This is a genomic window from Pseudarthrobacter sp. NPDC059871 (assembly GCF_042731175.1).
In the GTDB taxonomy this organism is placed as follows: Bacteria; Actinomycetota; Actinomycetes; order Actinomycetales; family Micrococcaceae; genus Arthrobacter.
The window spans coordinates 138971-152867 of record NZ_JBHWJV010000001.1; the positions used below are offsets into that span (position 1 = coordinate 138971).

Here is a 13897-nt window from a genome sequence, read left to right on the forward strand (position 1 = left end):
TCAGCCCTCGGTGCTGCCGGGTTGGGTGCCTTTGTCTGCACCGGCCACGACCTCGCCGTTGCGGCGCCGGGTGCGCGTGCGGGGGCGGCGGGTACGCGAGGTCTTCTCAGCGTCGGAGGCGGCTGCCGCTTCCGGAGCGGCAGCCGGGGCTGCGGGGGTTTCGGCAGCGTCAGGGGACGTACGACGGCGGCGCTCACCTGAGCGGCCCGTTTCCGGGTTGCGTCCGTCGCGTCCGCCCGAACGTGACCGGCCGCGGCCTTCGCGGTCCCGGCCATCGTTTCCGCGGCTTTCCCGGCTGTTCTTCTTGCCGGTTTCACCCAGGTCCTCGAGGACCTCGGCGTCGACGCCCGCGAGGGTGCGCTTGTTGCGGGGCAGGCGGCCTTTGGTTCCCTCGGGGATGTCCAGCTCTTCGTAGAGGTGCGGGGAGGAGGAGTACGTCTCCACGGGCTCGGGGACGCTCAGGCCGAGGGCCTTGTTGATCAGGCCCCAGCGGGGCATGTCGTCCCAGTCCACGAAGGTCACGGCCGTGCCCTTGTTGCCGGCACGGCCGGTACGGCCCACGCGGTGCAGGTAGATCTTCTCGTCCTCAACGCACTGGTAGTTGATCACGTGCGTGACGTCATCCACGTCGATGCCACGGGCAGCCACGTCGGTTGCCACCAGGACGTCCACCTTGTTGTTGCGGAACGCGCGCAGGGCCTGCTCGCGGGCACCCTGGCCCAGGTCGCCGTGGATTGCCGCGGCCGCAAAGCCGCGGTCCACCAGTTCCTCCGCCACCTTGGCTGCGGTGCGCTTGGTCTTGGTGAAGATGATGGTCCGGCCGCGGCCGCGGGCCTGCAGGATGCGGGCAACAACCTCGGTCTTGTCCATGCTGTGGGCACGGTAGATCAGCTGCCGGATGTCCCGCTTGGTCAGGCCCTCGTCATCGGGGTCTGCGGCGCGGATGTGCGTGGGCTGGGTCATGTAGCGGCGTGCCATGGCGATGACCGGGCCGGGCATGGTGGCGGAAAAGAGGAGCGTCTGGCGGACGGCAGGGGTGCCGGCGATGATGGTTTCCACATCCGGCAGGAAGCCCAGGTCCAGCATTTCGTCGGCCTCGTCCAGCACCACGATGCGGACGTTCTTCAGGCTCAGGTGCTTCTGCCGGTAAAGGTCGATGAGGCGGCCGGGGGTGCCCACCACCACCTCCACGCCGTTCTTCAGCGCTTCCACCTGGGGCTCGTAGGCGCGGCCGCCGTAGATGGTGGCGATGCGGGCGTTCCGCTTGGTCGAGGCGGTCTGCAAATCGCTGGCAACCTGCACGGCCAGTTCACGGGTGGGAACAATGACCAGCGCCTGGGGTGCGCCCGGTACTGCCAGCTTGTCGTAGCCGGCGTCGTCCCTGCCGACGACGCGCTGCAGTGCGGGGATGCCGAAACCGAGGGTCTTGCCGGTTCCGGTCTTGGCCTGGCCGATGATGTCGTGGCCGGACAGTGCGACCGGAAGCGTCATGGCCTGGATGGGGAAAGGGTGGGTGATCCCGGCGTCGGCGAGGGAGTCCACGATGTCCTGGCGGACGTTGTAGTCGGCGAAGGACTTTTCCGCAATTTCGTGCGGTTTCTCATCGGAGATGATGGTCTCTTCGGGCTCGATGGTCTCGGTGCCGGTGGTGTCCGTCAACAGCTGGTGGGTATGCAATTCACTCACGGGGAGTTTCCTTATTCATTTGGGCAATCGCGCAGCGTGCTCAACAGGCAGGCCGCTGGGGCCGATCCGGAGCACGAACAAAGCGCGCAAGCAATTCCAGTGGAAGCCGATCGCGGGCTATCTAACGCTGGCACTGGCGACCAGCGGGCAAATCTCAAGATCGCGTAGGGGCGGGCTTGTTGGTTTCAGTTCAAGGAAATCAACGACCGGGCATCCATTTCTACCTCTTCAGTCTAGCCGCATCAGCCCGGAATCCCTGTTTCCGCGCCGTGTGGAAGCCGGGACCGGAGGGCGTCAGGCTCACTGAACCAGTTCGAAGTGCACTTCCCGGGCGGCAATATCCGACGACACCAGACGGACCCTGACCTTGGTGCCGGACTCCAGTTCACCGGCGCAGCGGGCTGTCACGGCAGGGTCGGCGATCTGGATGATCCCGGAGGACCCGTTCCCATTACCGTTCCTCCCGTTCCCGTTCCCGTTCCCGTTCCCGTTCTTGCTGTTGCCGTTGCCGTGGCCGTTGTTCCCGTTGCCGTTCTCTTTCTGCGGCTTCGACCCCGAAATCACAATCGCGTCGAACTCCTGGCCGATGTGGTTGACCAGCAGGGCGGCCTCCACCGTATCCAGCGCCATGCGCTCCATCCGGGATGCCAGCTGGTCCGAGCCCGCCATGATCTCAGGGAGGGTCGGCAGCGCGTCCCGCACCCAGCCGGGGACAGTACCGCCGTTGCTCAGCGCCTCGCAGGTCACCAGCACAAAGCGGTCCACCAGGCGGCGCAGCGGCGCAGTGGTGTGGGCATAGGCATCCCCGATGGCCGCCTGGACCGCGGCCTCCGGAACATTGCCGTCAAAAGCGGTGTAGCCGGCGCCGCGGAAGAGCATGCCGGCCGAGTGCATGATGGCCAGCTGCCGGGGGTCCGTTGGGTCGAGGGTCCGCAGGTATTCGCCGTATCCCACCTCGCCGTCCCAGGGTTTGCCCAGAGCTTCTGTCTGCAGCCGGAAATGGTGCAGGGAACGCTCGTCCGGTGGCGGCATGGTGCGCAGGATCCCCACCTTGGCATCGAGCATGATCTTGGCGGCGGCCATCCCTGTCATCAGGGAAATCTGGGCGTTCCAGTCCTCCACCGGCAGCTGGGGAGCAGCAGCAATGCGGTAGCCGCCATCCGGCAGCTGGACGATCTCCTGGTCCGGCATGTTCAGGCTGGCGCCGTTCCGGGCGCGTTCCAGGCGGACACGCTTGAGCCCCACTTCCCTCAGCAGGCCCAGCAGGGGAGTGGCAGTACCGGCGTCCAGGTCAGCCTGTGCACCCTTGTAGCTGAGTTTCGCACGGCTTCGAACGCGTGCCCGGCGGACACCGACGGTCGTGACCTCGGCGTTGCCGTCGAGCTGGAAATCCCACACGAAGGCCGAGCAGTCCTGGTCCGGCAGGAGGCTGCCGGCGCCCTCGCTGATGACTTCAGGGTGCAGCGGAATACGCCCGTCCGGGGCGTAGAAGGTCTGGCCCCGGCGCCGGGTTTCGGCATCCAGGGGTCCGCCGGGCGCAACGAACGCGGGGACATCGGCGATGGCGTACAGGACGTGGTACCCGCCGTCGTCGTCCGTTTCGATGAAGACGGCCTGGTCCAGGTCCGTGGACGACGCCGGATCGATGGTGACGAACTCCACCGCGGTCAGGTCGTAGTCCGGCAGGTGCAGCGCTGCCACCGCGGCCTCGGCGTCCTTGACCGCGTCATCGGGGTAGGGGCCCGGAAGTTCCAGCTCCGTCCGCAGCGCGGCCAGGGCCTCTTCCAGGGCATTGGTGCGCTCATGGACGTTGGGAGCCAGCCGATGATGTGACACGAAAATCAGCCTAACCCCAAGTCATCCGATTACGCAGGGAATCGGTGCGGGGCGCGCTCCTGACGTGTTGCTGCGGGGCGCCGCACGTTCGGGAAACCGGGTTGTGGGGTGTCCGCAGCTTCAGGAAGCCGCGGCGTCCAGCGCGGTACGAAGCGAGGCAGCGGCGGCAGCGGGATCGGCTGCGTCAGTAATGGCGCGGACCACCACGATCCTTGACGCGCCGGCTCCGACCACCTGGTCGACGTTGGAGTGGTCGATCCCGCCGATGGCGAACCACGGCACGTCACTGGGCGCCTTCGCGGCCGCATACTTCACCAGGTCCAGGCCGACGGCGGCCCGGCCGGGTTTGGTGGGGGTGGCCCAGAGGGGGCCCACGCAGAAGTAGTCGAGGCCGGCAGGTCCTGCGGCGTCGGCCAGCGCGGCGTCCACCTGCTCCGGCGTGTGGCTTGACAGGCCGATGGCGGCGTTGCCGTTGAGCAGCGTCCTTGCGGCAGGTACCGGCAGGTCCTTCTGGCCCACATGGAAAACGGGGGCACCGGAGAGGACCGCAATGTCCGCCCGGTCATTGACGGCCCACAGCCGCCCGTGCCGTTGGGCGGATTCCTTGAGGACGGCCAGCAGGTCCAGTTCCTCGGCCGCCTCGATGGACTTGTCCCGCAGCTGGATGATGTCCACGCCGCCTTCGAACGCCGCGTCCACGAACCCGGCGAAGTCACCGCGGCCGCGGCGCGCATCAGTGCAGAGGTACAGGCGTGCGGATTTCAGTGCGCCGTTACCCGCTGCGGTGGTGAAGGCATCGGTGCCGGGTGCTGCGGCGGGGGCAGGGGAGTGGGACACATTCATGGCTGCAAGCCTAGTTCCTCTACACTTGCCTCGTACTGCGGGAGCCCGCGGCAGCTGTCACAAAGCGCCGGGCTGAGAGGGCGTCAGAGCCGACCGCTTGACCTGATCCGGTTAATACCGGCGTAGGGAAGGAGACACCATGGGCATCCCCGAAAGCCCTCCGGGCATCCCCGAAAGCCCTCCGGGCACCATCGCAGAGTCTGCCACTGTCCCGGCAATATCCGCCGACGTAGCAGTGATCGGCGGGGGCGTCATAGGCCACGGCATCGCCTGGGAAGCCAGGTGCTCTGGCAGGTCCGTGGTGCTGATCGATGATGCACCGGGATCCGGAGCCAGTTGGGCGGCGGCAGGCATGCTGGCCCCCGTCAGCGAGCTGCATTACCAGGAGGAAGAGCTCCTGGGCCTCATGCTGGATGCATCGGAGCGTTGGCCGCAGTTCGCCGCGGACCTTGGCCGCGTGTCAGGCCGCGGTTCCGGATACCTGGCGACGCCCACGCTGACCGTTGGCGCCGACGCCGCCGACCGGCAGGCACTCATGGACCTGCGTGGCGTGCAGCAGGCTAACGGACTCGCCGTGGAACCCCTGACGGTCCGGGAGGTCCGGCGCCGGGAACCGCTGCTCAGCCCCGCCATTGCCTGCGCACTCGATACCCCTGCGGACCACCAGGTGGATCCCCGGCGACTTGTGGAGTGCTTCCGGGCAGCCTTGGCCAACCACCTGACGGCCGGCAGCGGCCTTGCCGGCACTGCGGGTGCAGACACTGCCGTTGCCGGCGCGCTGGACGGATTCGCCGTGGCGGACAGGGCAGTGGCACTGGAGTGGGCGGACGGGGGCGTGGCTGGCGTCCGGCTTGCCGGAGGCGGACTGGTGCTCGCCGGCGAAACGGTGGTTGCCAACGGCATGGCGGCGGGTTCCCTCGACAACCTGCCGAGTGGACTCCGGTTACCTCTGCGCCCAGTGCACGGTGACATCCTGCGGCTGTCCGTCCCCCAGCACCTGCAGCCCCTGCTGACGTCCACGGTCCGCGGACTGGTGCGCGGTGTGCCCGTCTACCTGGTTCCACGCGAGGACGGAACCGTGGTCATCGGCGCCACCCAGCGGGAGGACGCCCTGGCGGGAGTCGGCGCTGCGTCCGGAGTGTCAGCTGGTGGCGTGTACCAGCTGCTTCGGGACGCCCAGGTGCTGGTGCCTGCGGTCGCAGAGCTGGAGCTGCTCGAATGCACGGCGCGGGCCCGCCCGGCCACCCCGGACAATGCCCCGCTGCTGGGCAGGGTTCCCGTGGACGGGGCAGACGGCAGTCCAGCGCATATCCCCGGACTCATCGTGGCCACAGGATTCTTCCGCCACGGCGTCCTCCTCACCCCGGCCGCGGCCGCCATCTGCCGTGACCTGATGGACGGGAAGGCTGACCCCCGGTGGCAGCCGTTCAGTCCGGACCGCTTTTCCGGCCGGATCCCGGCCCCCAGCATCAACATCAAGGAGACAGCATGAACATCACCCTGAACGGGGCATCCCGCACCGTGGCGGACGGTGCGTCCATCACGGCTTTGGTCAGCGAAGTGACCGGACGCGCGCTTGCGGCAGACGGCCAGGCAACCGACGGACAAAGACTGGGGGTGGCGGTAGCGCACAATTCCGAAGTTGTGCCCCGCAGCCAATGGCACGGCACCGCGCTCGCTGACGGAGACGACGTCGAACTCGTCACCGCAGTACAGGGAGGCTGACACCATGATCGAAACGAACACCGTTCCCGAACCGGCCCTCCTTACCTCCGCGGCACCAACCAGGCCTGACGCCCTCGTCATTGACGGCGTCGCCCTGGAGTCGAGGCTCATTATGGGGACGGGGGGTGCCCCCAGCCTGGACGGCCTGGGCGCCGCACTGGTTGCCTCCGGAACATCCCTCACCACCGTGGCCATGCGGCGCTACTCACCCGCGGAGTCGGGCTCCCTGTTCCAATTGCTGGTGGACCACGGGATCAGGGTCCTGCCCAACACGGCAGGCTGCTTCACTGCGCGGGACGCCGTCCTGACCGCTGAACTGGCCCGGGAAGCGCTGGAAACCGACTGGGTGAAGCTCGAGGTCATCGCGGACGAGCACACGCTCCTGCCGGACGCCGTTGAACTGGTGGAGGCCACCGAACAGCTGGTCAACCGCGGCTTCAAAGTCTTCGCCTACACCAACGACGACCCCGTCCTGGCCCTCCGGCTGGAAAACCTGGGTGCCACCGCTGTGATGCCGCTGGGATCTCCTATCGGCACCGGGCTGGGAATCCTTAACTCGCACAACATCGAACTCATCGTTTCCCGGGCCAACGTGCCCGTGGTCCTGGACGCAGGGATCGGCACGGCATCCGACGCGGCGCTGGCCATGGAACTTGGGTGCGACGCTGTCCTGCTGGCCACGGCGGTGACCCGGGCCCAGAACCCGGCCCTGATGGGTGAGGCGTTTAAGCACGCCGTCATCGCCGGGCGGCTGGCGAAGGAAGCCGGCCGCATTCCCCGCCGCGAGCACGCACTGGCGTCGTCCGCCATGGAGGGCCGGGCCGAGTTCCTTTAGGCAGTAATGCTTCACGGACTTTGACGCGACATTGACCATGACGTTTTGGGGACTGTACCGGTTGGGGGATGGCCCCGATTAAAAGGCTGTGGCCGCCACCGTTGAAGGTGGCGGCCACAGCCTTTTTTCGGTGACTAGCGCCTCAGAATGGCGGTCAGCCGGTGGGTATCGTTCCTTGCCCGGGTGCGGCCCAGAACGAGCGCCGCCCCGACGGATGCAGCCGCGCCCAGCACTATGGGCAGCACCCAGGGAAGCCATGTCAGTCCGGGAAGGTAGCCGAACCCCGCCGCCATCAGGATGATCCAGCTCAGTGCAGCCACCCCGACAGCCACGCCGGCCGGAAGGCCTGCGCCATACTTGGCGTGACGCTTGTCATTGGCCCAGACAATGAAGCCAGCCGCGAGGGTGGCCAGCACAACAATGATCAGGGAAAGCATGGGTCTCCTCCGGGACGCAGGGCAGTTCCGGCCGGTGCTAGAACTGGCCGAATCCTACGCGCCGGACTTCTTCCGCGCCGATTTCCACGTAGCCCAGGGCGTTGCCGGGAACAATGATCAGGCGCCCCTTGTCATCGGTGAGGCGCAGTTCGCTGCCGCCCTTGATGGCTTCTCCCACAACCTTGGCCACGGTCTCCGCATCCTGGTTTGATTCCAGGACGATCTCGCGGCCAACGTTCTGCACGCCGATCTTAATTTCCACAGGGGCCTCCCAGCCGGTCAGGTTCTTTGATGATGGTCTATTTGTAGTCTAGGACTCTTTGGGGAAGCGAGAGATTCCGCGCCAAGCTAAACGGTAGATGAGGTCGCTGGCCACATCGAGGTCCAGGTTGCCGTCCGTTTCCAGCCAGTACCGGGCGCTGACCTGCGCCATCCCCGCCAGGCCGCGGCCCAGCAGTTCCGCTTCGAGGTGGGGCAGCTTGGTGTCCCCGGCAATCACCCGGGCAATGGCATCGGCAAAGGTCCGGTTGAAAGTCTCGAGGCGCGAACTGACGTCGGGATCGTTGACGAGGTCGGACTCGAAGACCAGGCGGTGGGCCTGGTCATCGCTGGCAATGAACCGGAAGTATGCCCGCATGACAGCCTGGACGCGTTCCTTGTTGTCAGTGGTGGAGTTCAGCGCCCCCAGCATCAGATCGGTCAGGGACGCAAGGTGGCTGTCCAGGAGGGCCAGGTACAGCTCGCGTTTGGACGGGAAGTGCTGGTACAGGACCGGCTTGCTGACATGGGCGGTCTCGGCGATCTCATCCATGGCGGCACCGTGGTACCCGTTCGCCACAAAGACTTCCTGCGCTGCGGAAAGAAGCTGTGCCCGCCGTTCATCGCGGGGGAGCCGGGCCGACCGTTGTCCTGCGGGTCGCGAGGAATTTTGCGGTTCGGCTGCGGGCGGGCGGTCAGCCCGTGCTTCATGGACCACAGTTGTCCTTCTTTCCATTGCAGTTACCCCCACTTTACTGCGGGGTAATATGACCAGGCGGTACCCCGGGGCATACATTGAAGTATGCCTTCGCCGTTCACTGCAAATGTTTCAGCAGTTTCCCTTGATCCTTTGGTGGAACCCGCCGCGGAACTCACCTCCGACGAGGTGGAACGGTATTCCCGGCACCTCATCATTCCGGAAATCGGCTCGGCAGGGCAGCGGCGGCTCAAGAATGCGAAAGTGCTGGTTATCGGCGCCGGCGGGCTGGGCTCGCCCGCGTTGCTCTACCTCGCAGCCGCGGGAGTTGGAACCCTGGGGATCATCGACGACGATGCCGTGGACCTGAGCAACCTTCAGCGCCAGGTCATCCACGGTGTGGCAGATGTCGGACGGCCGAAGATCGAATCGGCGCGCGACGCCATAGCTGCCCTGAATCCACTTGTGGACGTCCGGTTGCACCAGGTCCGGCTCGACGCATCCAACGCGCTGGAGTTGTTTGCCGATTACGACCTCATTCTCGACGGTGCAGACAATTTCGCCACCCGCTACCTGGTCAATGATGCCGCCGCGATCCTGGGAAAGCCTTATGTCTGGGGCTCAATCTTCCGCTTCGACGGCCAGGTGAGCGTCTTCTGGGAAAAGCACGGGCCCACCTACCGCGACCTCTACCCTGAGGCGCCCCCGGCCGGCTCTGTTCCCTCCTGCGGCGAGGGCGGCGTCTTCGGCATGCTGTGCGCGGCCGTGGGATCACTGATGGTGACTGAGGCAGTGAAGCTTATTACCGGCGTCGGGCGCTCCCTGCTGGGGCGGGTGGCGCTGTACGACGCCCTGGGCGGCAGCTGGCGTGAGATCCGCGTGTCCAAGGACCCGGCCGCCGCTCCCATCACCGAACTGACCGACTACGAGGCGTTCTGCGGCATCGAGCCCCAAGCGCCGGCAGACACTGAGCACACCGTCACCGCCGCCCAGCTCGCCAGCATGCTGGCCTCACGGCAGGCCGGCCTGAAGGACTTCGACCTGGTGGACGTCCGCGAGCCGGGTGAGTTCGAGATCGTCCGGATCGAGGGCGCCGTGCTCATTCCGCAGGGGAGGATCCTGGCCGGGGATGCCTGGGGGGAGATTGCCCAGGACCGGGACATCGTGTTCCTGTGCAAGGCGGGCACCCGCTCGGCGAACGTCCTGGCGGCTGCGCAGAAGGCAGGCTACCGGCGCGTGAGCCATCTCGACGGCGGCATTCTTTCCTGGGTGCGTGAGGTGGAACCGCAAAAGCCCGTCTACTGACCCCACTAACGCCCGCTCACTTCCGGCGGCTTAACTGGCAACGCCCGCTCACTCCCTTGAGGAAAGTGAGCGGGCGTTGGCGTTTTGTGCGCCACTAGTGAGCGCGCGTTGGGATTATTGCCGCCGATAGTGAGCGGGCGTGACGAGCAGGGGGGAGGGTCAGGCGCTTTCGAGGCCTTTGTGGTCCACCGGGCATTCCGGCTGGCCCGCCGCGGGAGCTGCCGTTCCCGGCTGTTCCACGGTGATGCCGTAGAGCGCTTCCAGTGCCGCCACATAGTCGTCCTGCTGGCCGTTCGCGGCGAGCTCGCGGGCGCGCACCGTGGGTACGTGCAGCAGCTGCTTCACCATCCGGCGCAGGGCAAACTCCACCTCCTCGGCCGCTGCAGTGCAGCCGTGCCGGGCGCGGACCTTTTCCATTTCGGCGTCGAGGACGTTCATGGTGTGCCGGCGGAGGGCAACGATGGCTGAGTCTACGGACCGGGCTTCGCGTTCCTGTTCGAAAGCCCTGGCAGCGCCCTTGACGATGCCGCTGGCCTGCGCCAGTGATTCGGCCTGCTCCTGCGGCGCCGCAAGGCGCACGGATTCGAGCGTCAGCAGTTCCACGCCATCGAGTTCTCCCACGGCGGGATCGAAGTCGTGGGTGAGGGCAAGGTCAATGGCGATCAGCGGCTGGGTGGAGCCGGCACGGACCTGCGCCAGTTCGTCGGCTTCAACGCGGGTATCGGAACCGCTGCAGCCGATCATGACGTCCGCTGCGGCCACGGCCGGGCGGAGCGAGTCAGCGTCCAGGGCCGTGCCTCCCCGGGTGGCGACGAACCCTTCGGCACGGCCGGACGAGGAGAAGACCGACACGTCGGTGCAGCCGCGTTCACGAAGCAGCGCCATGGTGGCGCCAGCGTACGCACCGGTTCCAAAAACGACAACTTTCTTGGCGGACCAGTCAGGGTTTTCGGAGAGGTCCGTCGCGAGGTCCAGGGCTACTGACACGATGGACAGGCCCCGTGAACCGAGTGCGGTCTGGGCGCCCACGTCCTTGGCGGTCTTGGAGGCGGCCTGGAAAAGCCGCACCAGCCCTGAGCTGGCAGTGCCTTCATGCTGCGCGGTGATCAGGGCGCGCCGCACCTGGCCGGCGATTTCGCGTTCGCCCACGACGGCGGAATCCAGTCCCGCGCTCACGGCGAAGAGGTGCCGGGTCACTTCGGGGCCGGTCCGGGTGCTGAAGGAGCGCGAAACGAGTGGTTCGGCGAGCCCGCTCTTGGCGCTGATCTGGGCCACGAGCGCAGCGCGGGCGGCCTCGACGTCGTCCGTATTCGGAGCCTCGCCGTAGATTTCGTACCTATTGCACGTAGCCAGGACCACGGCCCCGGACACTGCCGGTGAGCCGGAGAGCACGGAAGCGGCAATCCCGGAGGAACCGTTGCTCAACTGAGCAACGGTCTCAAGATCGATGTCGGCGTGTGTAGCCACCAATGAAAAAAGAACCACAGCAGACCTATCATAGCTTTTTCGCAGCTCGGTAGAACAACGGGTAGGCCGAAGTGCGCCTGTGAGGGGCTGTGATTCCTGCCACCGGGCGGCGGCAGGGCCCATCCGTGACAGCCTGTCGTTATCTTTTGCCGCTGATTTTGGGCACAATCGAAGGCATGACTCCTAGCCCCGCCGTCTCCGCTGCCGGCACACTCGCCGCAGACCATCCGCTCATGGATGGCCGCACCGCTGACTCCCCGCTGATCACGGCCTACCGGGGCGGCAAGCCGTCCCGCCGTCCCGTCTGGTTCATGCGGCAGGCCGGGCGTTCGCTGCCGGAATACCTCAAGGTCCGCGAAGGCATCGCCATGCTGGACTCCTGCCTCCGGCCCGAACTGGCCTCGGAGATCACCCTCCAGCCCGTGCGCCGGCACGACGTCGACGCAGGCATCTTCTTCTCGGACATCGTGATTCCGCTCAAGCTGGCCGGCGTGGGCGTCGACATTGTTCCCGGCGTCGGCCCCGTGCTGGACAAGCCCGTCCGGACTGCAGCGGATGTGGCCGCCCTTCCGAAGCTGACCTGGGAAGCCCTGGAGCCCATCCGGGAAGCTGTCCGCCTCACCGTTGCCGAACTGGGCAAGACGCCCCTGATCGGTTTTGCCGGCGCACCCTTCACCCTGGCCGCGTACATGGTGGAAGGCAAGCCCTCACGCGACCACCTGGGCCCGCGCACCATGATGCACGCCGATCCGGAAACCTGGAACGCCCTGGCCAACTGGGCTGCCGACGCCTCCGGGCTCTTCCTGCGCGCCCAGCTCGAAGCGGGAGCGTCCGCGGGCCAGCTCTTCGATTCATGGGCAGGCTCGCTGGGCCTGGCTGACTACCAGCGGTTTGTGGCGGCGGCATCCTCCCGCGCCCTTGACCACGTCCGCCACCTTGGCGCGCCGCTGATCCACTTCGGAACCGGCACCTCCGAACTCCTCGTTGCCATGCGCGACGTCGGGGTGGACGTCGTGGGCGTGGACTACCGCCTGCCGCTCGACGAAGCCAACCGCCGGCTGGGCGGCTCCGTACCGCTCCAGGGGAACATTGACCCCGCCCTGCTGTCCGCTCCATGGGACGTCCTCGAAGCACACGTCCGCGACGTCATAGCCGCCGGAGCCGGGGCCCCCGGCCACGTCCTCAACCTCGGCCACGGTGTCCCGCCGGAAACCGACCCGGACGTCCTGACCCGCGTGGTCAAACTCATCCACTCCATCTCCCCGGAGTAGCCGCGTGGACAGCTCGCCGGCAGAATCCAGCCAGGCGCTGGTGGTGGGCGGGGGAATATCCGGCCTGCTCTCCGCCAGGGAACTCTCCGCAGCGGGCTACCGGGTGACGGTGCTCGAGGAAAGCGGCGCCTGGGGCGGCTGCGTCGGCAGCCACACGGTGGCCGGGATCAACCTGGACAGCGGGGCGGAATCGTTCGCCACCCGGTCCGACGCCGTCGCATCCCTTGCCGCCGAACTCGCCTTGGACACCAACATCGTGCAGCCCCGGCCGGGCGGCGCGTGGGTGCAACTGCCCGAAGGCCCCCGCGAGCTGCCCAAGACCGGCGTCCTGGGCATCCCGGCCAATCCGTGGGACCCGGAAGTCCGGCGGTCCCTGGGCCTGTTCGGTGCGCTCCGGGCCTCAGCGGACCGCTTCCTTCCGGCGTCGGTAGGTGCCGGCAAGGACGTGGCAAGCGTGGCTGCGCTGGTCCGCGCGCGGATGGGCAAGCGCGTCCTGGAGCGGCTGGTGGCGCCCGTGGTGGGGGGCGTCCACTCGGCGGATCCGGGGATGCTCGACGTCGACATGGTTGCGCCAGGTCTCCGTGCCGGGCTGCGCCGGGAGGGTTCCCTCGCTGCCGCGGTTTCCGCGCTGCGCCGGGGCAAAGCCGGCGGCCCCGCAAAAGCCGGCGCCGCCGTCGCCGGACTCAAGGGCGGCATGCACACGCTGACCGACGCGCTGGTGGCAGACCTCGCCGCCAGGGGAGTGACCCTCCTGACGGGCACCCGCGCCGAATCCGCGGACCGCACGCCTCAGGGATGGCGGGTAACCGCCGGGCAAACAACCTACGACGCCACCGTCCTGGTGGTGGCCACGGACGGTCCCGCCGCCGTCGACCTCCTGGCGCCGTCCGTTCCGGGAATCGCAGGAAAGAAGCCCGGCTCCGGCCCCGACGTGAAGCTGGTGACCCTGGTCATTGGCAATGCGGCGCTGGACAGCCGCCCGCGCGGCACCGGCGTCCTGGTAGCGCCGCAAACGCCCGGCATCGGTGCGAAGGCCTTGACGCACGCCACCGGCAAATGGGAATGGCTGCGCGAAGCAGCCGGGCCGGGCCGGCACGTGGTGCGGCTGTCCTATGGGCGGGCCGACGGCGACGGCGGGCCAGAGAAGCAGCGCGGTCCGGAGACCGATGAGGAACTGCTGGCAGCTGCCCTGCACGATGCCTCGGCACTGCTGGAAGTTCCTATCCGGCGCAGCGACGTTGTGGACTGGGACGTGGTCCGCTGGCGCGGCTCGCTGCCGTTTGCCGCGGTGGGACACCGTGCACGGGTGGCGTCCATCCGGGAAGCCTGCTCCGCCACCGGCGCCCTGGCCGTCGTGGGCGGCTGGGTTGCCGGCAACGGCCTGGCAGCCGTGGTGTCCGACACCCGGACCCAGCTGCGGAACCTGCTGTCCTGACCGTCGCCGCTGGTCAGGAGCGCGGCCGCGGCTTCGGGGCCCGCCCGCGCACATAGCGGCGGCGGTTGCAAACTTTTCTTTCCCTGCCGGCTTTGGTTAGGG

The 13897-nt window shown here is 67.4% G+C and carries 13 protein-coding genes and 1 riboswitch; of the genes, 6 read left to right on the forward strand and 7 right to left on the reverse strand.

Annotation, left to right across the window (positions count from 1 at the left end; translation table 11 throughout):
* From ACFV4R_RS00630 to thiE, 3 genes are all read right to left on the reverse strand, one after another.
* On the reverse strand, nt 1-1686 hold the full coding sequence (locus ACFV4R_RS00630) for a DEAD/DEAH box helicase (RefSeq protein ID WP_377202795.1): 1686 nt from the start codon (nt 1684-1686) through the stop codon (nt 1-3).
* 300 nt (nt 1687-1986) lie between these two features.
* Nucleotides 1987-3522, reverse strand: a complete 1536-nt coding sequence (locus tag ACFV4R_RS00635) for an RNB domain-containing ribonuclease (RefSeq protein ID WP_377202794.1) — start codon at nt 3520-3522, stop codon at nt 1987-1989.
* A 120-nt stretch (nt 3523-3642) separates the two neighbouring features.
* Nucleotides 3643-4365, reverse strand: coding sequence for a thiamine phosphate synthase (thiE, locus tag ACFV4R_RS00640; protein WP_377202793.1), 723 nt, complete (start codon nt 4363-4365; stop codon nt 3643-3645).
* A gap of 27 nt (nt 4366-4392) precedes the next feature.
* Nucleotides 4393-4511: riboswitch (TPP riboswitch) on the forward strand.
* Here thiE and ACFV4R_RS00645 point away from each other — a divergent pair.
* From ACFV4R_RS00645 to ACFV4R_RS00655, 3 genes are all read left to right on the forward strand, one after another.
* Nucleotides 4505-5857, forward strand: a complete 1353-nt coding sequence (locus ACFV4R_RS00645) for an FAD-dependent oxidoreductase (RefSeq protein ID WP_377202792.1) — start codon at nt 4505-4507, stop codon at nt 5855-5857. Its footprint overlaps the riboswitch before it by 7 nt.
* The gene (gene thiS / locus ACFV4R_RS00650; protein WP_091721612.1) at nt 5854-6090 is read left to right on the forward strand and encodes a sulfur carrier protein ThiS; all 237 of its coding nucleotides are present in this window, start codon (nt 5854-5856) and stop codon (nt 6088-6090) included. The genes ACFV4R_RS00645 and thiS overlap by 4 nt, the downstream gene beginning before the upstream one ends.
* Before the next feature lie 4 nt (nt 6091-6094).
* The gene (locus tag ACFV4R_RS00655; RefSeq protein ID WP_377202791.1) at nt 6095-6925 is read left to right on the forward strand and encodes a thiazole synthase; all 831 of its coding nucleotides are present in this window, start codon (nt 6095-6097) and stop codon (nt 6923-6925) included.
* A gap of 134 nt (nt 6926-7059) precedes the next feature.
* Here the strand turns inward: ACFV4R_RS00655 and ACFV4R_RS00660 are convergent, their stop codons facing one another.
* The 3 genes from ACFV4R_RS00660 to ACFV4R_RS00670 are packed head-to-tail and all read right to left on the reverse strand — an operon-like array spanning nt 7060 to nt 8338.
* Nucleotides 7060-7362: a hypothetical protein gene (locus ACFV4R_RS00660; protein ID WP_377202790.1), complete on the reverse strand. Its 303-nt coding sequence runs from the start codon at nt 7360-7362 to the stop codon at nt 7060-7062.
* Between the two features lie 37 nt (nt 7363-7399).
* Nucleotides 7400-7624 (reverse strand): DUF3107 domain-containing protein, encoded by a 225-nt coding sequence (locus tag ACFV4R_RS00665; protein ID WP_015937675.1) that lies wholly within the window; start codon nt 7622-7624, stop codon nt 7400-7402.
* A gap of 48 nt (nt 7625-7672) precedes the next feature.
* Nucleotides 7673-8338: a TetR/AcrR family transcriptional regulator gene (locus ACFV4R_RS00670; protein ID WP_377202789.1), complete on the reverse strand. Its 666-nt coding sequence runs from the start codon at nt 8336-8338 to the stop codon at nt 7673-7675.
* Between the two features lie 84 nt (nt 8339-8422).
* Between ACFV4R_RS00670 and moeB the strand changes: the two genes are divergently transcribed.
* A complete protein-coding gene (gene moeB, locus ACFV4R_RS00675; protein WP_377202788.1) occupies nt 8423-9622 on the forward strand; it encodes a molybdopterin-synthase adenylyltransferase MoeB in 1200 nt (399 codons plus the stop codon).
* A gap of 159 nt (nt 9623-9781) precedes the next feature.
* On the opposite strand, the gene ACFV4R_RS00680 is transcribed toward moeB, so the two are convergent.
* Entirely contained in the window at nt 9782-11107 is a 1326-nt protein-coding gene (locus tag ACFV4R_RS00680) for a glutamyl-tRNA reductase (protein ID WP_377202787.1), read from the reverse strand.
* A gap of 158 nt (nt 11108-11265) precedes the next feature.
* On the opposite strand from ACFV4R_RS00680, the gene hemE reads away from it, so the two are divergent.
* Both hemE and hemG read left to right on the forward strand, forming a co-directional pair.
* The gene (gene hemE / locus ACFV4R_RS00685; protein ID WP_377202786.1) at nt 11266-12360 is read left to right on the forward strand and encodes a uroporphyrinogen decarboxylase; all 1095 of its coding nucleotides are present in this window, start codon (nt 11266-11268) and stop codon (nt 12358-12360) included.
* Between the two features lie 4 nt (nt 12361-12364).
* On the forward strand, nt 12365-13795 hold the full coding sequence (hemG, locus tag ACFV4R_RS00690) for a protoporphyrinogen oxidase (protein ID WP_377202785.1): 1431 nt from the start codon (nt 12365-12367) through the stop codon (nt 13793-13795).
* Nucleotides 13796-13897: the final 102 nt, after the last annotated feature.

Coding starts and splice junctions, on each gene's coding strand:
- thiE (WP_377202793.1), bottom strand. CDS start 4,365: ATGAATGTGTCCCACTCCCCTGCCCCCGCCGCAGCACCCGGCACCGAT.
- ACFV4R_RS00645 (WP_377202792.1), top strand. CDS start 4,505: ATGGGCATCCCCGAAAGCCCTCCGGGCATCCCCGAAAGCCCTCCGGGC.
- thiS (WP_091721612.1), top strand. CDS start 5,854: ATGAACATCACCCTGAACGGGGCATCCCGCACCGTGGCGGACGGTGCG.
- ACFV4R_RS00655 (WP_377202791.1), top strand. CDS start 6,095: ATGATCGAAACGAACACCGTTCCCGAACCGGCCCTCCTTACCTCCGCG.
- ACFV4R_RS00660 (WP_377202790.1), bottom strand. CDS start 7,362: ATGCTTTCCCTGATCATTGTTGTGCTGGCCACCCTCGCGGCTGGCTTC.
- moeB (WP_377202788.1), top strand. CDS start 8,423: ATGCCTTCGCCGTTCACTGCAAATGTTTCAGCAGTTTCCCTTGATCCT.
- hemE (WP_377202786.1), top strand. CDS start 11,266: ATGACTCCTAGCCCCGCCGTCTCCGCTGCCGGCACACTCGCCGCAGAC.